Source organism: Paenibacillus sp. N22P23 (assembly GCF_059383735.1).
In genome coordinates, this window is record NZ_JBXENT010000001.1 from 747,290 (window position 1) to 767,291 (window position 20,002).

Sequence of the window (20,002 nt, forward strand, 5' to 3'; positions counted from 1 at the left end):
GAGCAGTTCGAAAGACTTTCGTAACATTTGGGAAAGGGTCAGGTATGGTTTCTCCATTACGATTAGAACAATGAATGAGTGGTGGAGGGAACAAGCAATGAACGAACCTATTGTTGAAGTAAGTAATCTAACGAAGCAAATACGTGGAAAAACAATTGTTCATCAGCTCAGCTTTCAATTGAACCGCGGCGAAGTCTTTGGTTTACTCGGTCCCAATGGCGCTGGTAAAACAACAACGATCCGCATGATGGTAGGCTTAATCGAGATGAGCGATGGCGATGTTCGAATTGGCGGCAGCAGTATTCGAAGACAGTTTAAGCAAGCTATACGGCATGTTGGTGCAATCGTGGAGAATCCTGAGCTCTACAAGCATCTCACAGGCATGCAAAATTTGAAGCAATATGCCCGCATGGGCGATGGGATTACGCAAAGTCGGATGGAGGAGGTTGTCGCACTTGTCGGACTAACTTCCCGCATCCATGACAAAGTAAAAACCTATTCGCTTGGCATGCGCCAGCGACTTGGCATCGCACAAGCACTGCTGCATGAGCCGGCCGTACTTATTCTCGATGAGCCGACCAACGGCCTTGACCCCGCAGGCATCCGTGAGATGAGGCAGCTTGTTCGCAGACTCGCACATGAAGATGGCATTGCCGTAATGGTGTCGTCACATCTGCTCGCCGAAATGGAGCAGCTGTGTGATCGATTCGGCGTTGTGATGGATGGCCATCTGCGTGCGACCTTTGCGTTGGAGGATCTTGCAGGTGCGTCAGCAGATCAGTCTAAGATGCCACAAACCTTAGAAGAGAAATATATGCAGCTAACGGAGGGCGAAAGCGATGCTACGACAATTACGCAAACTGCTCGTTAACGAGCTGGCTAAACTTTATACGCGGACGGGTACTTGGATTATGGTTCTTCTCGTTCCTATCATGGTCATTGCTGCCGGACTGCTTTGTTACTACTCGAGCGAGCAGGAGATTCAGATGAGTCATGTTTGGGAATTTCTTGACCTTACGCTTACAGCAGTGCCAAATCTGATCGATATTGTGACCTTATTTACGATCATCGTTGCGGCAGGGATTGTCGCATCAGAATTTTCCGGCGGCACCATAAAGCTGCTGCTTATTCGACCTTATAGCAGATCGCAAATATTGCTGGCTAAATACGCAGCAGTGCTTTTATTCGGACTTTCGCTCGCTCTGCTCATGGTGATTACCGCTTTTATCGCTGGTGGCTTATTATTCGGTTTCGGAGCTGGCGAAACTGCACCAGACGCAGGTAACGTGCTCAAGGCAGCCTTCTACGGCGTTATTGAACTTGTTGTCATGGCAACCTTCGCTTTCATGATCTCATCTGTTCTTCGTTCTAGTGCAGTCGCTATCGGGGTTTCAATCTTCTTCCTGCTGAGCGGTCCGCAGCTTGCCTATATGCTGAAATCATTCGGCTGGACGAAATATCTGATGTTTGCCAACTTGGATTTATACTCGTATACCGCAGGCAGACCGTTTCTCAGCGACATGACACTGACCTTCTCACTGCTTATTCTAACGGGATATACGGCTGTATTCGCTGCACTCGCTTGGTATGTATTCGCAAAGCGCGATGTCGCGAACTGACGAAGCCGCTTGCTCTGTTCATCGAATGGCAGAAAACGGTATACTGGTAGCAACTAATAACCAAGGTGGTAGCAGCATGCAAAGTCAACTTTTACTTATTGAGGATGATTACGCGATTGCAGATATGGTCCGGCAGCATTTGACGAAAGAAGGCTTTGTTATTCGCCATGCGGCAGATGGGGAAGAGGCGCTTCGTCTGCTGGCCATTGAAACGTATCAGCTAATCCTACTTGATCTGATGCTGCCCGGCGTCGATGGCATGGAAGTACTGCGTCACGTGCGGGGAAGAAGTACCGTTCCGGTCTTGATCCTCTCTGCCAAAGACAGCGATGTGGATAAGGCGCTTGGGCTTGGTTTTGGCGCGGATGATTATTTGTCTAAGCCGTTCTCGCTGATAGAGCTGACAGCCAGGGTGAAAGCCGCGCTGAGAAGGGCATCGCAATATGCGAGTACCGCGTCCGTTACCGCACCGCAGCAGGTGCTTCGCGTTCATGAACTGACACTTCATTCCGAGGAGCATCTGGTGACGAAACGCGATCAGCCTATCAATCTAACAGCCAAAGAGTTGCTGATTCTGAAGCTGTTGATGACATATCCGAAACGAGCCTTTTCCAAGGAACAAATCTACCGTGCGGTGTGGAATGACGATTATTTTAACGATGTGAATGCGATCCAGGTTCATATATCACGGCTTCGGGAGAAGATTGAGGATGAGCCTGCGAGCCCGAAATACATTAAGACAGTTTGGGGTATCGGTTACAAAATGGGGGAGTTCCAGCATGATGCTTGATCTTGTTCTAGCTGGACTCGTCCTGATTCTGCTTGTGCTCGTTGTCATTCTGTTAAAACGTCGAACGGACCTCACTCGTGATCTTCGCTATGTGCAGTACAAACTAAATGCCATTATTGAACAAGATTCCACGGAGAAAGTGCTTCGGCATACGGAGGGAAGGCAGGTTCAAGAGCTGCTTATTGCTGTTAACCGACTTCTTGATGCCAATCGGAAAACGAAGTCAGACTACATCCGGATGGAGAATGCGCTGAAGAAAATGATCGCCAACATGTCGCATGACCTGAAGACACCGCTGACCGTAGTTCTCGGGCTGACTGAAACGATGGCACAAGGCGCTTCGGAAGATCCTGGCGAGCATCGCAGGCTCTCACTTAAGGTTCATGAGAAAACGCTTGATATCATCAATTTAACGAATCAATTCTTCGATTTGGCTAGGCTGGAATCCGGCGATCGACCTGTTCCGCTGTCCAAAATTAACCTAAGCAGTTCATGTAGCAGCAGCATCCTGTTCTATTATGAGGAAATCGAGGCGCATGGACTGCAAGTCGAGGCTGACATCCCGGAAGAGCCGATCTATGTCTATGCGAATGAAGACGCGATTGGCCGCGTACTCCATAATCTACTATCCAATGCCATCCGTTACGGACAAGATGGCGGTGTAGTTGGAATTACGTTAAAGCAGCAAGGAGACCAAGTGCTCATTGAGGTATGGGATAGAGGGAAGGGGATTCGGCAGCAGGAACAAGCCCATGTTTTCGAGCGGCTGTATACGCTGTCGGATTCCAGAAATCAATCGCATCAAGGAAGCGGACTTGGTTTAACGATTACGAAACGGCTTGTAGAGCTGATGGAAGCAGAAATTTCGCTAAAGAGTATTCCGGATGAGAAGACGGTATTCACGGTCCGGTTCACGAAATTCCGCTTCTAACGAAGGGGGGAAGACAGACATGAGCATGATTCTACAAACGAAGCAGCTATCAAAGACCTATAAGAAGAAAGAGGTCGTCTCAGGAGTTAACATGAACGTACGGAAAGGTGAGATCTACGGGTTTCTCGGACCGAACGGAGCAGGCAAAACGACCGTTATGCGCATGGTGACAGGACTTGTACAACCGACAAGCGGCGAAATTGAGCTGTTTGGCGAGAAGCTGAAAGCGGGCTCGTATGAGTGGATGAAGCGTATGGGAAGTATTATTGAATATCCGATCTTCTATGATCATCTGTCCGCTAATGCCAATATGGAGCTGCATTGCGAGTATATGGGCTACTATGACAAAGCTGCAATCGCAAACGCACTGGAGCTTACTGGTTTATCCGGAGTTGAGCGGGGAAAGCCGGTCAGAGATTTCTCGCTTGGCATGAAGCAGCGGCTTGGCATTGCACGTGCGATATGCACGAAACCGGAGCTGCTCATTCTCGATGAGCCGGTCAATGGCATGGATCCGTCCGGAATCAGAGAGCTGCGGGATCTGTTTCGGATGCTGAGCAAGGAGTACGGGATGACCCTGCTGATCTCCAGTCATATTTTGCAGGAAATCGAGCAGTTGGCGGATACGATTGGCGTGATCAATCATGGGCGGCTGATCGAAGAAGTGTCCATGGAGCGGGTAAGAGAAAGGCAGAGTGAATACGTGGAAGTAACGGTTACGGATAGCAAGCGAGCGGTACTTGTCCTTGAAGACAAGCTGTCCATCGCCAACTATAAAGTGATGGGTCAAGGGGCGATTCGCATCTATGATTCCGGCGTAACACCCGTTGAACTGAATCGGCTGCTTGTACAGCACGACGTTGGCGTTGAGGCGCTGAATAAGAAGTCACGTTCGCTGGAAGAGTACTTCCTCGGATTGATCGAAGGAGGCGGCGGGCATGTTATGGAAGCTGATCAAGCTCGAGCTTAAGAAGACGCGTTGGCGTGGACTGCTGCTCTCTGCTGTGGTTACCATTCTGATACTGGCGCTTTGGGTGGTAGGCAGCGACATACCTAATAATGAGGTTAAATCGTATGATCGTGCATTTCAAAGCATTATGAATTACGTGGGCATTACGTTTGTAATCTTCGCATCTGTGCTCATGTCGAGAATGGTCATCGATGAATATCGCAACAAAACAGTGACGATTCTGTTCGTGTATCCGGTGCCTCGCAATATGATCTTCGCTGCCAAATTGATTATTATCGGCCTCTGGACGTTTCTGACTGTTATCATCGGGCATCTTGCCGTATCTGGCGCACTGCTGCTTGCCAATTCTCATTATCACTATATTACAGAGGCGCTAACGAGAGAGCGGCTCTTACAGGAAGCACTTCGAATCATGATCCTCGCTGTTATAGCTGCGGGATTGTCACTGGCTCCGCTGTTCTTCGGCATGCTTCGGAAGACGATGCCCGCGCTGATCATCAGTTCGTTTATCATCTCCAATTCGGGGATGGTCGTTCTTAATAACGTTGTCCTGTATGAGAGTCTGCAATCGATGTCGATATTGGCTGCATGTAGCGTTGGAGTTGGCTCGTTGATGGCTTATTTCGGGGTAAGGCGGAGTGGTGAGTTATAGGGGAGTACGGGAAAGAAGGGAGCCGGAGGGGAGCGCTCGTCGCGTGATCGTTCGTTTCGACGGTCAATTAGCGAGCGAGTACCCACCGGCTCGTCTTGTGTTAGACGGATTATAGCGATCCTGTCAGCCAATCCGCGCTATTGCGGATCAATTGACGGCAAGTCGGATGCAGGAAAGACGGCTTATGATGTCCGGGCATTAGGTAAACCAGCCGGCCTTTTCCACGGTTAGCGGTCCATGCGGCTGGATAACGTTGGCCCTCCAGCGAATATTCCATCAGCACGTTGACGACGCTTGCCGGATGGAACTCGAACATATACGGTTCTTCTTCAAGGGAGAAGGGCTGGGCGCCAAGTGTGACCGGATGCTCCTCTCTGGAGAAGTGAAATTCAAGGCTTTGATAGTCGGGGTGGCCGGTAAAGCGCGCACCGATGAGCTCCACGCATTCTGGACGGGACTGAAGGGATATTCCGTTATGGATGACCAGCAAGCTGCCTCCTTGATGTACAAATTGCATCAGAGAAGCGGCTTGATCCGTTTCAATTGGTGTACTCCAACAGTCCGTGTAGGAGATAAACAGATCGCATGCATGCAAAATATCGGCATCGAGCGTGTTGTAATTATCGGTGTAACTGATCTCATACTGTTCCTCGCCAAGAATGGCGGAGAGCTCATCTTGAATGTTGATCAGCGGGTGGTAAGGCGCCCTCGCATTATCGCCAAGCACGAGCACATGCTTCCTTGTAGTCATCGCAACATCCCTCGCTTTCTAGTTCTCACCAAGGCATTTCATTTCCTAAGTAGTCTCTGTACAGCGGCTTATCGGACGGTTCATTATGTTTTAGCTCACGGATACGTTCGATGATATGAGCTGCAGACTGATCTGCCGTGAGGGTAGCTTCGGTATTTAATGTACCACTCATATAGGACTGAACCCAGCCGGGATGGAGGAGTAGGACTTGCCCGCCTACCTGTTTCACTTCGTTATGGATAAGTGCGCCTTGCATATTCAGCGCTGTCTTCGACATGCAATAGCCAAACCAGCTTGTACGCTCGCAATCGGCAATGCTGCCGGCTTCTGAGGAAATCGTGACGAACAGCTTAGCTTCGCTGCGAAGTACTAGCGGAGCAAGTGCGTTGGTAACGCGCAGCGGTCCGAGCGTGTTGACATTGTACACCTGCTGCATGTCGGCAAATGGAAGCGGATCCATAATTGTCGCTTGAATATCGCCTAATATCCCGGCATTATTGAGCACCAGATCCAAGGTGTCCGTGATGGCGGCTATTTGTACTGCCGCTTCGGCCACGCTTTGATCACTCGAGACGTCCAGCTGCACCAAGCTGAGCGAATCTTGAAGTTCGGACGCCAACAGCTCGAGCTGCGGACTTTGTTCCAAATAGTGACCTGCGATGACGTGATATTGTTCTTGAAGCAGTCCTTTCACAAGAGCAAAGCCAAGTCCGCGATCGGCGCCTGTTACGAAGGCATATCGTTTCATCTAAGCAGCCATCTCCTTGTGCGATCGAGTAGTAGTAATGGGAATTATCGAACCCATTTCCATTTTACTCTTTTTCAGGCTGCCGCTAAAGGGTAATATTGGATATGTAAGCGAATTCTAACTTGTAGGCAAAAGGTGGCTGTACAATTGACAACCTATTCGGGCATTATGGGCATTCCGGTTCCTAAACTAACGATGAATGAAACAATCGCCATTATTGATCAGGTTATAGACGAACGACGAACTGAATTATTTCATGTTGTTACCCTTAATCCAGAAATTACAATGTCCTGCCAGCATGATTCGCAGCTTCGCAGCATCGTTGATGAAGCGGGTTTACTTACAGCGGATGGCATCGGCGTTGTAATGGTTGCTAAACTGAAGGGAAATCCACTTCCTGAACGCGTTACCGGCTGCGATCTGCTTCTGAAGCTGCTGCAGTCCAGGGGTCCGATTGCCAGAACGTATTACTTGCTTGGCGCAAGTGAAGAGACCAATACATTAGCGGCGAAAGAGATTGATCGGAGCTATCCCGGTGCTAAAGTGATCGGAAGACAGCATGGTTTCTATGGAGAACAGGAAGAGGAGCGCATTATTGCGGAGATTGAGAGGCTGAGTCCAGATATCTTGGTTGTTGCGTTAGGAGCGCCTAGATCGGAGCGGCTGATTCACCGCTATAAGAGTAAGCTTAATGCGAGGATTGCCATTGGTGTCGGCGGCAGCTTAGACATCATCGCCGGGACCGTGAAGCGGGCACCGGCGATCTGGCAGAAGTTGAATATGGAGTGGCTGTACCGGCTGCTTAATCAACCGTCCAGATGGCGCAGACAGCTGATTTTGCCGCGTTTTGCAATTCGGGCACTGATGTATAAGGACAAGCGTTAAGACTGCGGCATTAGCTCTGCAGCAGTAGATTGTTCAATTGTTGAGCTAAATTGGCGCTGATCGGACTCATGGGCAGTCGCAGCGAAGGTGATTCTAGAAGGCCTTGCTCAGCCAGTACCCATTTGAGCGGAGCGGGATTAGTCTCTTGAAACAGGGCATGTATCCATGGAGAGAGCGAATGAAACAGACTTTGCGCTTCAGTCATATCTCCCTGGGTAAAATGCTGGAATAATTGCACAAACAGATCGGTCCGAACATTCGCCGATGCTAATATCCCTCCGGATGCTCCGTGAGCTAACATATCCAAGTACGTTTGATCATTGCCGCAGAGGATCGGTTTCGCATCGGATTGTACAAGCCGGGTAAGGAGCTGCGTGCTGCTAGTACTGTCTTTCAAGCCAATTACGCGCTGTAAATCAAAGACGCTCCGAACCGTTTCCGATGTTAACTGCAGCCCTGTGCGAGTCGGGACTTCGTATGCAATAACTGGAATTCCGACTTCGGCTGCTCTATGGAAATGCGCAATGACGCCTTCTTGCGAAGGACGGCTATAATACGGAGTTACGATGAGGACGGCATCTGCGCCTAATTCAGCGGCTAATTCGGTTCGCTGCACAGTGGAGCTGGTGCTGTTCGTTCCTGTACCGACAATGATAGGCAGCTCTCGGTTGCAGCGGGTCATCGTCTGTTTAGTCACTGCATAGATCGCTTCCACTTCATCCCATGTCACTGTCGGGGCTTCGCCGGTGGTACCATTAATGACTAGACCTTGAATGTTATGTTGCAGTAAATTCGCCAGATAGCGCTGGTAGGATTCCAGATCCAGCTCATCTGTCGGCAAGAATGGAGTAATCGTAGGCACGAATGTTCCGGTTAAATCACGTTCGTTCAGCATGACAGCATCCTCCTCAAGTCTCGTTGCTATCACTTTAACATGTTCTTTCGCATCACAGTTATCTATAATAAGTGATGAGCGTTATCAATAATTTTGAAGTGGTGACAACATGGATCTTACCTATTTCCAGACCTTTCGCGAGGTTGCATTCCATCAGAGTTATACGAAAGCAGCGGGAGAACTAGGTTATGCGCAGTCCAGCGTTACGATGCAAATCCAGAAGCTGGAGCAAATGTACGGGGTAAAGCTGTTTGAACGGTTTGGCCGAGGATTGCGGTTGACCTTGGCAGGAGAAGAGCTGCTTAAGATCTCCGTTCAGATGCTGAATTTATTCGAACAATCGAAAGGAATGCTGGCCGTTCAAGGCGGGGGAACCTTGACGATCGGGACGATCGACTCGCTGGCATCCTATTATCTCCCGCCATTTATTCAGCATATGAGGCAGCAGTACCCGGCTCTTACGATTCGAATTCAGCCGGATCGCGAAGCTGCTATTGTGGAGAAGGTGCGAGAAGGGGAGTATGATCTTGGCCTTTTGCTGGAAAACAAGCCAGCTCATACTCCGCTAACCTGGACGGCGATAAGGGAGGAGCCGCTTGTTCTGGTAACAGGCGCAGATCATCCGTATACAGCGGTTGAAGTCGTTAACCTAGAACAGCTTCAAGACGCGGAGTGGCTGATGTCCGAGCCCAGCTGCAATTATCGGGTTATGCTGGAACGGGTTTTGCAAGAGCAAGGCATTTCGTATCGTGTTGGTTTAGAGCTCGGCAACCCGGAAGCGATCAAGCGCTGCTTAAAAGCTGGCTCAGGCATCGCTTTGCTGCCTCGAATGGCTGTGCAAGAAGAGATCGAACGCGGGGAGCTGAAGGTTCTGCCTTTCGTTCATGCAGATATCAGGCTGGACCTGCAGTTAATCCTTCACCCGAAGAAATGGATTTCTCATGCCTTACAAGACTTTATCAAAATGTTGCACTAGGAGGTGACTGGAGTGCTTCACAAGTTAGGTTTTGCAGCTGGGGATCGATTGTTAATGATCAATGCGGATGATTTGGGTATTACGAGGGGGACGAATGAGGCTGTCTTGAAACTGTTTGCCAGCCGCGCCATAACATCGGCTTCTATCATGATGCCATGTCCAGGTGCGAAAGAGGCAGCTCAACTATGCATCCAGGATGACAAAAGTCATATTGGCATTCATCTCACTTTATCCAGCGAGAAGACACATCGATATCGACCTGTGTATGAAGCAGGAAGCTTGTCCAGTTTAGTGACTGCCGATGGTTATTTTCATAATGACGATTCATACATCGGGCAGCATGCCGAGCCGGATGAAGTTCGCAGCGAGCTAGATGCGCAGATACAGCTTGCGCTATCTCTTGGCATCGACCCGACCCATTTGGACAGTCATGGCGGTACGATTATGGGACTTGCGGGAGGGCGTGATTTCTTAGCGATTGTGTTTGATTTATGCGAGAAGTACCGACTTCCTTTTAACCTGCCGACACGCATCCTAGAACAGCCTATGATCACTTCGGAGCTGCGGATGATGTTTCAGGCGAGGATAGATACGGCTCGGCAGCGGGGGATCGTGCTTATCAACGACTTGATCTCTTTGCCGTACTGCATCGATGAATCGATGGGTTACGATCAAACGAAGGATCAGCTAATGAAGCTTATAGACCATCTAAAGCCAGGCGTCACGCAATGGACAGTTCACCCTTCATTCCAAACGCCTGAGGTGGAAACGCTCACATCCTGTGCACGTGATAGGGAAAATGAATATCGATTGTTAATGGATGTTGATGTCAGACGTCACATGACAAGAGAAGGCATTCATCTGGTTTCTTGGAAAGAGATAAGAGATTTGCAGAGAAGTCAGTAAGGAATGGATTTCTTCCATCTCCATGCAACAAAGAACAGCCTGCCAACAAGGGCAGGCTGCTCGTAGACAAATAGTTACTTCATTCCTGTGATCACGCTTTGTGCCGGCAGTTCATTGCTATCATACATACTGATGTTCGCGCCTAGGGAGCGGAAGGAGCCGACAACATCCTCATAACCGCGATCGATATGCTGGACACCGGCAATCGTGGTTGTACCTTCTGCGCGTAAACCGGCAAGGATCAAGCAAATGCCTGCTCTCACATCGGATGCGTGCACCAATGTGCCATGCAATACGCTGCCGCCTCTAATGGAGGCTACGCCTGAACGGATCTTAATATCCGCACCCATGCGAATCAGCTGATGGGCATGATTGAATCGAGCCGGATAAATTCGCTCGCCGATGATGCTTTTGCCGCGGGCTTGGGTAAGCAGTGCGGTCAATGGCTGCTGCAGATCGGTCGCAAAGCCCGGATACATGGCAGTACGCACTCTTGTTGCTCGAAGGATACCGGTTGAATGTGCGGTAATGGCGTTATCGTGTACATCCAACTCCAATCCGATTTCGCGCAGCTTTGCTAAGCAGGATGAGAGATGCTCGGGGATCACATTGTCCACGGTAACCGAACCGCCTGTAACGCCGGCTGCCATCAGAAATGCTCCGGCAATCAGCCGATCCGGTATAACGGTATAGGAACCGCCGTGCAGGGAAGATACACCTTCAATGCGAATCGTATCTGTACCGGCTCCGGTAATTTTTGCACCTAACAAATTAAGTAAATTCGCCGTATCCGTGACTTCCGGATCGCGAGCCGCGTTAAGCAATACGGTCGTGCCTTTCGCACGAACCGCTGCCATCATGACATTAATCGTGGCGCCACATGTAATCATGTCGAAGTATATAGTGGCGCCATGCAGCTCCTTAGCTTCTACGGTGTAAGAAGTCGGTTGAAACGTGAACGTTGCGCCCATCATCTGGAGCGCTTTAATATGTTGATCCATCGGACGGCTGACGAAGTCGTCACCGCCGGGGTATCCGACGGAAACCTTGCCGAATTTAGCTAGAAGTGATCCGACGAAATAATAGGCAGCCCGGAAAGAAGACGATTTGACAGGATCCAGTACAGTACTCGATATATTTGACGGGTCCAATGTAATTGCGCCTGATTCATGGCGCTCTACTTGAAGTCCGATTTCACGGCTTATTTCATAGATGACTCTTAAATCAGCAATGTCCGGAATACCGTGCAGCGTAACCGGCTCATCGGCCAGACAGACTGCCGCAAGCAGTGCAAGCGAACTGTTCTTGGAACCGGGGATTTGAACGCTGCCATGAAGAGAGTTGGACCATTCCACTTTAATTGCTTTCATCGATTACGCCTCCGCTTGGATATTGTTCATCGGCTATGATGACATTGACGTTACGGTTCTCACATTCCTGTATGAATGGATCGGGAGCCTTCTGGTCGGTAATCAGCAGGTTGATCTGCTGCAGGGGGACAGATGTGGCAAAGCTTCGGACGCCAATTTTCTCATGAGGAGCAAGACAAATTCTACGCTGAGAGGCATCGGCGACCGCACGGATTAATGCGGCATTCTCCGGCGTAGCGACACAGATACCATTCTGAGCAATTCCGCCACCGGTAATAAAACCGATATCGAAATTAAATCTGCTGATCATTTCGACGGCTATGACATCGATTAAGCTTTCTCCTGCAGCCCGAAGCTTACCGCCGACAAGATACGCTTCAATATGAGTCATTGTTCGTATAGATTCAGCAATCATGAGTGAATTCGTAACAACGGTAAAAGGAAAGTCAGTAGGGAGATATTTCAGCATGCCGTATTGAATACCGGCTCCTCCGATAAAGATCGTGTCGTTCCGTTGAATGTAAGAGGCCGCTAATTTGGAAATGGCGTTCTGGTGCGGCGCACCTTCCCCGTACCGGATGTTCTTCGGCTGCGGTTTGGCACGTACTTTATGCGATTCGCTCGGAGCAAGCGGAATCGCGCCTCCGTATGTTTTCTGAAGGAGGCCTTGCTCTTTCATAATCGTTAAATCACGGCGAATCGAGTCAATGGAAAGCTGGAATTGCTGAGCCAGCTCTTGTGCGACGACTCTTCCGTCCTTGGCAAGCATCTCTAGGATGCGCTGCCTTCTTTCCTCTGCGAGCATAGTGACAGTGACCTCCGCGGCTTTACTTCCTATCGAACTCTTTTGCCTATATCCTATTCCGTATTGTTCATTATTGTCAACAGCTTTATTCGGTTTTCTTCATGGTTGTTCATTATTGGTCAAGAGAGGGAGAAGAACATGAATATCGAACACAATGAAGTACTTATCCGGCAATGGGCGGAATCGATTGTAGATTCATTAGGGCTGCAGCACGGGACTGATGTGAAGGTTACTTATATTTACAATCCTGGCGGATTTGTGAATCAGTCTTATCGGGTATCCGATGGAAAGACGATGAGGCATCTCAAACTCGCACCTGATGAGAAAATGCATCGACTTCAGCAATGGGCCGAGGTCAGCGACCAGCTGTCGAACCGATATAACGCTCCCCGGTTAATCCGTGAAATACAAGGTGAAATCATACCCGATTATCGATATGGGCTGGTGTTCGAATATATTCGTGGCGATTCTTTGACATCGATTCCGAATCCTTCGGATGCGATTCCGAATGTGCTGCTCAAGTTACAGCAGCTGCATGGCGATCAAGAGCTCGCATCGGCACTCGCTCAAAGTAATGAGGAGTTTACATATGCAGATGCTTTCTCTGATGCTTATATCTCTCGCTTTGAAGGGGACATGGTTACGATCAGAGAAGGGAAGCATCTGCTTCATTTCGTAACGGAAGAGACGCTGGATTGGTTTGATGCTGAGATTAAGGCGTTGCGCGAAATCGTGTATGCTCATCCGGCTTTCCGGAAAGCAGCGAAGGATATTGTGCACAATGATTTAAATTGGAACAATGTCCTGGTGGATGAGAGTAATCAGATTTGGATGATTGATTGGGATGACTTATCTGCAAGCGGAGACGCGGCGATGGATTATTCCGTACTGCTATGGCCGTTCTATCATACGGCTGATTGGCCTTATTGGCAGGCGAAAGTGATCGAGCAGGCAGGCGAGGAGCTTTACGAGCGACTGTCGATCTATTTTCGAGCTAGTCTATTAGATGATGTTATCGACATCCTCGCTGATTATGTAGATTCCGAGGCGATACCGGAGCTGAGAGAGAAGACGCAGGCAAGAGCACAAGCGGTACATCTGCGCGCTTATCCCGAGTATTTGAGGTTATATTCGGCTGAAACCAACTAGGTTAGGAAGGCGGAGAACCTTTTGAACATTGAAGTAACTTTACTGCCGTATGAGGACAAAACGATCCTTTACCAGCTCATTCAACTTTATCGTTATGACAGCAGCGAGTAATGATCAATAATGTGTCGCTCTCGTACCTCACAGGAAAGTAGGGATTGTATGACTGTGCTTAGCCGCAGCGCTGCGAAACAAATGATCTTGTCGGTATTGTCAGCCAATTTGGCTTGTTCGGCATCCCATCTCACCAACCCAGGTGTGACCTATCATCTAGCAGCGAAGAGGGAAGGTGCGTTTCGGTTTCCTTTTCGCGAGAAATCTCTACAGATTGTCACATTGGGGCAAGGTGTCGTGGTGTCTTGCAGCGCTGATAGGATGGACTGGGTAAGAGGGCAACTAGAGCATTTGACGCGAGGACAAATCTTCTCGGCCCGATCGTTGGCAGCGCTCGATGCTTATGTAAGAGAAGACAAGCAACTATTGGCTGGTCCGGATCAGAAATATGTCTGTTCATCGGATGATATCGTCCAGTTTGATGTGCCGCAGGATATTGTGATCAGGATGTACGATGAGGCGAATGTCGCAAGTTTATATTCCCAAACCCAATTTAACCATGCACTCTCCTTTAGTTTGGATAGTTCAAGACCGGATCGATTAGCAGTAGCTGCGGCGTGCAACGGAAAGATCGTAGGCATTGCCGGAGCATCGGAGGATTGTGAGCGAATGTGGCAAATTGGCGTCGATGTACTTCCCGAGTATCAAGGACGTGGTATTGGAAAAGCGATTGTCGGGAGGCTAACTCAAGCTATATTAGCTAATGGCATTTTGCCGTACTATTCAACAGAGGTAAGTAATCTCCAATCTCGTCAGCTAGCGATATCATTAGGATTTTGGCCGGCCTGGGTAGAAGTATATGCACGGTAGATGAGTTAAACAAGGGGAGTAGAAGGGATGCTCGTGACGTCATATTTTGCCCAAAATCAAGATCTCGCAACTCAGATGGACAGCCTTATCCGGATTGTTCAAATGAATCCGGTACTTGAGCAAGTGACGGAGAAGGCACAGTCGCTCCAATTGGACCATTATTACATTGGGGCGGGCTGTGTGACACAAACGGTCTGGAATTATCTGTGTGGGCGTCCGCTGAATGATGGGATTAAGGATCTGGATTTTGTGTATTTTGACGAGGATTTGTCGTACGACAAAGAAGGGGAGGTCATCGACAAAGTCAGAGAAACATTCGGTGAACTGCCTTATCAGCTGGATGTGAAGAATCAAGCTCGCGTTCATCTTTGGTATGAAGACCATTATGGGTACCCGATTCAGCCGTATCGATCCTTGGAAGAAGCGATAAATAAATGGCCAGCGACAGCAACTGCAATTGGACTAAGAAGAGCGGTAGATGGAGCTTGGAAGGTATATGCGCCATTTGGCTTAAATGATCTGTTCGGACTGATTGTTCGAGCAAATAAGGCACAGATCACGCAGCCGTTCTATGTGAAGAAAGCGGAGAAATGGAAATCGAAATGGCCGGAGTTGACAGTCATTCCATGGGATGAGTAACGAAGCGGAGGCGAGACGTGTTATGAGGAATACGAAGCTCATTCTCCTTGAAGGGATTCCTGGATCGGGAAAATCGACTTCAGCACAGTTCATTTCAGGAGCGCTGACCCGTGCCGGCTTGAAGCATAAATGGTGGTATGAAGAAGAGGCCGGGCATCCCATCTATGTCTTTAACGATTCGGCAACGCTGCAAGCGGTTGTGCAGGACCTAGAGAACGGGGATTATCAGAAAGTGATAGATGCCGCTCTTGAACAATGGCACAAATTTAGCACAGCTGTTCAATCATCTGACGAGATTATCATCATCGATAGCTGCCTGTTTGGCTATCTAAGTTGGAGCTTATTCCCGCAGCTCGTTCCTCCTGATGAAATCATTCAATATGTCGCGGAAGTGGAGCGAATCATTGAGAAGTGTAATCCGCATTTGATTTATTTTCATCAGCAGGATGTCGGGAACGCTTTGGGACGTATTTTCTCCCGCAGGCGTGGTCATACGGAGTTACAGTTCATTGATGCAGCTACACAGTCCAACTATGGCCGAGCTCATCGGTTGAGTGGCTTCGAAGGAACAGTTGCTTACTGGCAGGCTTATCGTGCGATAACGGACGAGATGTTTGAGAGACTGATCAGTAACAAGCTGTCGATCGACAATACGGACGGGGATTGGTTGGATTGCGAGCAACAGTTGTTAGCTTTTCTGGGGCTTGATTCGAGTCCTGGTAGTGGAGTTCTGACTGAGGATTTGCGGCGGTTTGCTGGGATTTATTACTCAGAGTCAGAAGGTGAGATCCATTGCGAGGTGCGGTATGATCCTGATTCCGATTCGATTAACGTCGACCGACTTCCACATGTATGGACGCGAACGCCATTAATTCATTTAGGCGAAAATGTCTTCGATGTTCAGTCCTTTCCGTTCCAAATTCGCTTCGAAGAAGAGAACAGTGTTGGTATTCGCTTGCGCTTAACCGGGCCAACGCTGCTAGGCGGGAAGGTAGATCATTTGTTTATGAAGCGGCTTTAGATTGTCCTGCTCATAACTCCCGTACAAATTGGAAAATATAAACATCATATTTTCTAACTTGTGAGAAGGAGACAGTCTACGATGAGCCTTACTGGAAAATCGAACGATCGACAGGAAGTAGTCGATGCGATCAAGCAACGGGCGAACCGTTTGGAGCAGCCTGCCGATCTTCAGCGGCTTGCGAACGCAGCGGCCGGATCAAAATACGTTTTGCTGGGCGAAGCAAGCCACGGAACGAGTGAGTTCTATACGAATCGGACGGCGATCTCCCAAATGCTGATCGAGCAGCATCAATTCACATTCATTGCCGTTGAAGGCGACTGGCCTTCCTGTTATGAAGTGAACAAGTACATCAAGCATCACGCTGAGGCGAAAGGTTCCATCGAAGAAGTGCTGCAAGCTTTCGACCGGTGGCCGTCTTGGATGTGGGCTAATCGGGAAACGGCGGAGCTCATTTCTTGGCTGCGCGACTATAATCGCGAACTGCCTGAGGAATATCGGATCGGTTTTTATGGACTTGATGTGTACAGCCTCTGGGAGTCGATGGATGAAATTATTAAGCATTTGAAGAAGACGAATTCGCCGGAGCTTGCTGCAGCGCTGAACGCCTTCTCGTGTTTCGAACCGCACAGCAGGGATGGTCAGAACTACGGCATGTCCTCTGCCTTCTTCTCAGAGTTGTGCCAGGATGAGGTGCTTCAACTATTGAGGGACCTGGAAGCGAAGCGCAATCGAGCCGGAGGCACACATGAAGCGTTGTTAAATGATGAAATCAATGCTTTGGTTGCCGTGAATGCAGAGCGTTATTATGAGGCAATGGTAAAAGGCGGCCCTGAATCGTGGAATATTCGTGATCGGCATATGGTCGAAGCGCTCAATCGAGTTATGCATTTCTATGGTCCGTCTGCAAAAGCAATCGTATGGGAGCACAACACCCATATCGGGGATGCGCGTGCCACAGATATGGAAGCCGACCATATGGTGAATGTCGGTCAGCTGCTCCGGGAGCAGGGCGAAGAGATTGAAGTGTTTGCTATTGGATTCGGGACGCATAGCGGTAAAGTCATCGCGGCCGATGCTTGGGAATCACCGCTTGAGGTGCTGCGAGTGCCCGAAGCGCGGCGAGGCAGCTGGGAGGATCTGATGCACGAAGCCGGCCCGTATGATCAATGGCTTATTTTCCGTGGGACGGATACAGAGGTTTTTCACCATACGTACGGTCATCGTGCGATTGGCGTGGTTTATCATCCGCACTACGAGCGAGGTAATTATGTCCCCAGCGTCATGGCGGAACGGTATGATGCTTTCGTGTTTATCGACCGATCCAATGCGCTTCAGCCGATAATTCCGGTTACGGTGTAACGTGGTGAATGAGTAAGGAGAGCTAAGCATGAATATGCTTAGCTCTCAGTGTGTCGAGAAACCCACGTTTGATATAATTGTACACCCGCGATGAGCGAATGCTTTGTCGTATTCCAACTCTAACGGTTGTGAAAGTGGTTATTTGGCATAAATAGACCCTTTTCAAATTGTAACGGTTGCCAGCGAGCTTATTTGAACATTTTCCATTAGGAATCGACCCATTTGCTGCAAATAACGTCTGTCACAACCGTTAGCCTTTCAATAAGGCTTATTTTCATCAAATAGCCACGCTGACAACCGTTAAAAATTTTGTTCATGAATCATATTAAAATGGCTGCACTCCTAGAGTGCAGCCCCAGGCTGTCGAGAAAGTCTCGACAGCCTTCATTTTGTCCAAAAGGTTTAATACGTCACCGCGTTACTGCGTTATAATATAACTAACATATACGAACGGATGGTGCCGCTATGCTACGCTCGAATAAAGAGAAACAACAGAATTATGAATTGGTTTCCATTGAAGAGTTGGTGCCTGCCGATCACATGCTCCGCAAGATCGATAAGTATATTGACTTCACCTTTATCGACGAAAAGGTGCGCCATCTCTATTCACAAGATAACGGGCGTCCAGCCATCGATCCGTTGGTCCTCTTCAAAATGATCTTTATCGGTTATTTCTACGGCATTCGTTCTGAACGTCAGCTTGAACGCGAGGTCCAAACGAACTTAGCGTCATGGGTTTCGCTATTGCCGTTTGCGGGGGTTGCACAATGTGATGGAACAAGCGTTGATGACCGCTGCCGTGCAGAACATGAAAAAGATTGCCCTCCACCTGGAAAGGAGGGCTTCGGAGGGGTAATTCGCCCTCCAAAGCCCTGAGGCTGAACCAAAAACTAAAAAGAGAAACCCGCCGTTTTGAAAAAACGTGGGTTTCTCTACAATCTGGGAGCTAAGCATGAATATGCTTAGCTCTATTTTTCTGCTAAATCCGTTCACTTTCTGCCGAAGTGTTGCTCTAGGAGCAACACATCCACGAAATCCGCTCATATACCGCTAAAGTGTTGCCCTGCAAACCACAATTTTGCCAACGCCAACTACTTCCAGCCAAGCTGTCGCCAAACGAGCTATTTTTCTCCCGAAGACCGAAAAAACACGGACTAAAACGCCTGTTTTGTATGCTATGATGGAGATATTTGGGACGGTTCTTGATGTCTAATCAATCATCGGTAGGGGTGAGATCCAATGACGATTACGATTATGGCAAATGGGGTATTAAGAAAGAGCGAGCGGAACCCGAGGTATTTTGAAGATGGTTTAGGGAACATCATCTTGTTGACCGGCTCGCATACGTGGGCAAACCTGCAGGATATCCGATTAGAGGGTGGTCCGACGTTTGACTACGAGGAATATCTCACTATGTTGGAAGATCATAACCATAATTTCATGCGGTTATGGCAGTGGGGGCATCCGCTCTATGCACCATGGACGTTAGATAACGTGTATTTCGATCCGATGCCCTACATGCGGACCGGAGACCAAGCAGCTCATGATGGGCTGCCGCAATTTGATTTGACGAAGTGGAATGAGAGCTATTTCCTAAGATTGCGGGAACGAGTAGTGCAAGCCGGGGAACGCGGCATCTATGTATCTGTAATGTTCTTCGACGGCTGGTGCCCAAAGAATGCGAGAGAGGGCAGCGATCCTTGGCTCTCACACCCTTATAACCGTGCTAATAATAGCAACGGTATTCATGGGGATCGCAGCGGCGATGGCAGGGCTGATATTTATAGCATGGAAATTCCGGCGATTGTAGAATTGCAGCAGGCTTTCCTCCGCAAATGTATCGATACGCTGAATGACTTGGATCATGTGCTCTTCGAAATTATTAATGAAGTCGAGAACTCGGATCGTGCACTGGAGTGGCATTCCCACATGATCCAATACGTGCAGGAATACGAGTCAGTTCTACCTGAGCAGCATCCGGTCGGGATGACAGCAGTAGGCGGCGAGCAAGAGAATGCCATATTGTTTGCCTCTCATGCCGACTGGATGTCACCGGGAAATGGACCGAATCAGGAGTATAAGCTAGACCCTCCTGCTGGGGATGGAAGCAAGGTCGTCATGACGGATACCGATCACTTGTGGGGACATGGAGGAAACTATCATTGGGTGTGGAAATCATTCCTTAGAGGATTAAATCCCATATTCATGGACTCGTGGTGCCCGGTTCCGGGTGCCCCGCTGCCGGATTATCCGGGTAATACGCAGCTGAATTCTCGTGATTATCCGGATTGGGAGCCGCTTCGCCGAAATATGGGCTATATTCGGCAGTATGCCGATCGAATCGGTCTTGAACGTACGATACCAAATGAAGAAATCGCCAGTTCCCGTTATTGTCTTGCTTCTCCGGAGAACGGTTTTCTTATTTATACCCAGCAAACAAACGAAACGTTAATCGTCGATTTAAGCGAGGCCAACGGAATTTGGCGCGTAGAATGGTTTGATCCGGTGAATGGCACTGCTCAAGCGACTGATTCCATACAAGGCGGTTCAAAAGTGACGTTTGCGGTTCCATTCTCAGGTGGAGCCGTACTTTACCTATATTAGAAAGGGGT

At 49.0% G+C, this 20,002-nt stretch carries 19 protein-coding genes and 2 pseudogenes; 16 read left to right on the forward strand and 5 right to left on the reverse strand.

Going from position 1 to position 20,002, the window contains the following annotated elements:
- Positions 1-97: 97 nt before the first annotated feature.
- From AC506A_RS03705 to AC506A_RS03730, 6 genes and pseudogenes are all read left to right on the forward strand, one after another.
- Positions 98-710 (forward strand): annotated as a pseudogene (locus AC506A_RS03705) (ABC transporter ATP-binding protein); the annotation flags it as partial.
- Positions 711-839: 129 nt separating this feature from the next.
- The gene (locus tag AC506A_RS03710) at positions 840-1,619 is read left to right on the forward strand and encodes a DUF2705 family protein (RefSeq protein ID WP_495459622.1); all 780 of its coding nucleotides are present in this window, start codon (positions 840-842) and stop codon (positions 1,617-1,619) included.
- A 76-nt stretch (positions 1,620-1,695) separates the two neighbouring features.
- Entirely contained in the window at positions 1,696-2,409 is a 714-nt protein-coding gene (locus tag AC506A_RS03715) for a response regulator transcription factor (protein WP_495459623.1), read from the forward strand.
- On the forward strand, positions 2,399-3,340 hold the full coding sequence (locus AC506A_RS03720) for a sensor histidine kinase (RefSeq protein ID WP_495459624.1): 942 nt from the start codon (positions 2,399-2,401) through the stop codon (positions 3,338-3,340). The genes AC506A_RS03715 and AC506A_RS03720 overlap by 11 nt, the downstream gene beginning before the upstream one ends.
- 19 nt (positions 3,341-3,359) lie before the next feature.
- Positions 3,360-4,310: an ABC transporter ATP-binding protein gene (locus AC506A_RS03725; protein WP_495459625.1), complete on the forward strand. Its 951-nt coding sequence runs from the start codon at positions 3,360-3,362 to the stop codon at positions 4,308-4,310.
- On the forward strand, positions 4,279-4,962 hold the full coding sequence (locus tag AC506A_RS03730; RefSeq protein WP_495459626.1) for an ABC transporter permease: 684 nt from the start codon (positions 4,279-4,281) through the stop codon (positions 4,960-4,962). Before AC506A_RS03725 ends, AC506A_RS03730 begins: the two co-directional genes overlap by 32 nt.
- 109 nt (positions 4,963-5,071) lie before the next feature.
- Here AC506A_RS03730 and AC506A_RS03735 read toward each other — a convergent pair whose 3' ends face one another.
- Together AC506A_RS03735 and AC506A_RS03740 are read right to left on the reverse strand one after the other, a co-directional pair.
- A complete protein-coding gene (locus AC506A_RS03735) occupies positions 5,072-5,713 on the reverse strand; it encodes a ThuA domain-containing protein (protein ID WP_495459627.1) in 642 nt (213 codons plus the stop codon).
- Positions 5,714-5,738: 25 nt separating this feature from the next.
- Positions 5,739-6,461 carry an SDR family oxidoreductase gene (locus AC506A_RS03740; RefSeq protein ID WP_495459628.1) on the reverse strand — a complete coding sequence of 241 codons (723 nt, stop codon included), beginning with the start codon at positions 6,459-6,461 and terminating at the stop codon, positions 5,739-5,741.
- A 147-nt stretch (positions 6,462-6,608) separates the two neighbouring features.
- Here AC506A_RS03740 and AC506A_RS03745 point away from each other — a divergent pair, with 147 nt between their 5' ends.
- Positions 6,609-7,346, forward strand: a complete 738-nt coding sequence (locus AC506A_RS03745) for a WecB/TagA/CpsF family glycosyltransferase (protein WP_495459629.1) — start codon at positions 6,609-6,611, stop codon at positions 7,344-7,346.
- A 10-nt stretch (positions 7,347-7,356) separates the two neighbouring features.
- Here the strand turns inward: AC506A_RS03745 and dapA are convergent, their stop codons facing one another.
- A complete protein-coding gene (gene dapA, locus AC506A_RS03750; RefSeq protein WP_495459630.1) occupies positions 7,357-8,241 on the reverse strand; it encodes a 4-hydroxy-tetrahydrodipicolinate synthase in 885 nt (294 codons plus the stop codon).
- Positions 8,242-8,350: 109 nt separating this feature from the next.
- Between dapA and AC506A_RS03755 the strand changes: the two genes are divergently transcribed.
- Both AC506A_RS03755 and AC506A_RS03760 read left to right on the forward strand, forming a co-directional pair.
- Positions 8,351-9,217 carry a LysR family transcriptional regulator gene (locus tag AC506A_RS03755; RefSeq protein ID WP_495459631.1) on the forward strand — a complete coding sequence of 289 codons (867 nt, stop codon included), beginning with the start codon at positions 8,351-8,353 and terminating at the stop codon, positions 9,215-9,217.
- Between the two features lie 12 nt (positions 9,218-9,229).
- Positions 9,230-10,123, forward strand: a complete 894-nt coding sequence (locus AC506A_RS03760; protein WP_495459632.1) for a polysaccharide deacetylase family protein — start codon at positions 9,230-9,232, stop codon at positions 10,121-10,123.
- Positions 10,124-10,197: 74 nt separating this feature from the next.
- Here the strand turns inward: AC506A_RS03760 and murA are convergent, their stop codons facing one another.
- Together murA and AC506A_RS03770 are read right to left on the reverse strand one after the other, a co-directional pair.
- Positions 10,198-11,493, reverse strand: a complete 1,296-nt coding sequence (gene murA, locus AC506A_RS03765) for a UDP-N-acetylglucosamine 1-carboxyvinyltransferase (protein WP_495459633.1) — start codon at positions 11,491-11,493, stop codon at positions 10,198-10,200.
- On the reverse strand, positions 11,480-12,298 hold the full coding sequence (locus AC506A_RS03770) for a DeoR/GlpR family DNA-binding transcription regulator (RefSeq protein ID WP_495459634.1): 819 nt from the start codon (positions 12,296-12,298) through the stop codon (positions 11,480-11,482). Before AC506A_RS03770 ends, murA begins: the two co-directional genes overlap by 14 nt.
- A 138-nt stretch (positions 12,299-12,436) precedes the next feature.
- On the opposite strand from AC506A_RS03770, the gene AC506A_RS03775 reads away from it, so the two are divergent.
- The 7 genes and pseudogenes from AC506A_RS03775 (at position 12,437) to AC506A_RS03805 (ending at position 19,994) form a co-directional block, all read left to right on the forward strand.
- Positions 12,437-13,447, forward strand: a complete 1,011-nt coding sequence (locus tag AC506A_RS03775; protein WP_495459635.1) for an aminoglycoside phosphotransferase family protein — start codon at positions 12,437-12,439, stop codon at positions 13,445-13,447.
- 159 nt (positions 13,448-13,606) lie between these two features.
- Positions 13,607-14,368, forward strand: a complete 762-nt coding sequence (locus tag AC506A_RS03780) for a GNAT family N-acetyltransferase (protein WP_495459636.1) — start codon at positions 13,607-13,609, stop codon at positions 14,366-14,368.
- Between the two features lie 27 nt (positions 14,369-14,395).
- Positions 14,396-15,007: a nucleotidyltransferase family protein gene (locus AC506A_RS03785; RefSeq protein ID WP_495459637.1), complete on the forward strand. Its 612-nt coding sequence runs from the start codon at positions 14,396-14,398 to the stop codon at positions 15,005-15,007.
- A 22-nt stretch (positions 15,008-15,029) separates the two neighbouring features.
- Positions 15,030-16,028: a P-loop NTPase family protein gene (locus tag AC506A_RS03790; protein ID WP_495459638.1), complete on the forward strand. Its 999-nt coding sequence runs from the start codon at positions 15,030-15,032 to the stop codon at positions 16,026-16,028.
- An 81-nt stretch (positions 16,029-16,109) separates the two neighbouring features.
- Positions 16,110-17,390 carry an erythromycin esterase family protein gene (locus AC506A_RS03795; protein WP_495459639.1) on the forward strand — a complete coding sequence of 427 codons (1,281 nt, stop codon included), beginning with the start codon at positions 16,110-16,112 and terminating at the stop codon, positions 17,388-17,390.
- A 465-nt stretch (positions 17,391-17,855) separates the two neighbouring features.
- Positions 17,856-18,119 (forward strand): annotated as a pseudogene (locus AC506A_RS03800) (transposase); the annotation flags it as partial.
- A 510-nt stretch (positions 18,120-18,629) separates the two neighbouring features.
- Positions 18,630-19,994 (forward strand): DUF6298 domain-containing protein, encoded by a 1,365-nt coding sequence (locus AC506A_RS03805; protein WP_495459640.1) that lies wholly within the window; start codon positions 18,630-18,632, stop codon positions 19,992-19,994.
- Positions 19,995-20,002: the final 8 nt, after the last annotated feature.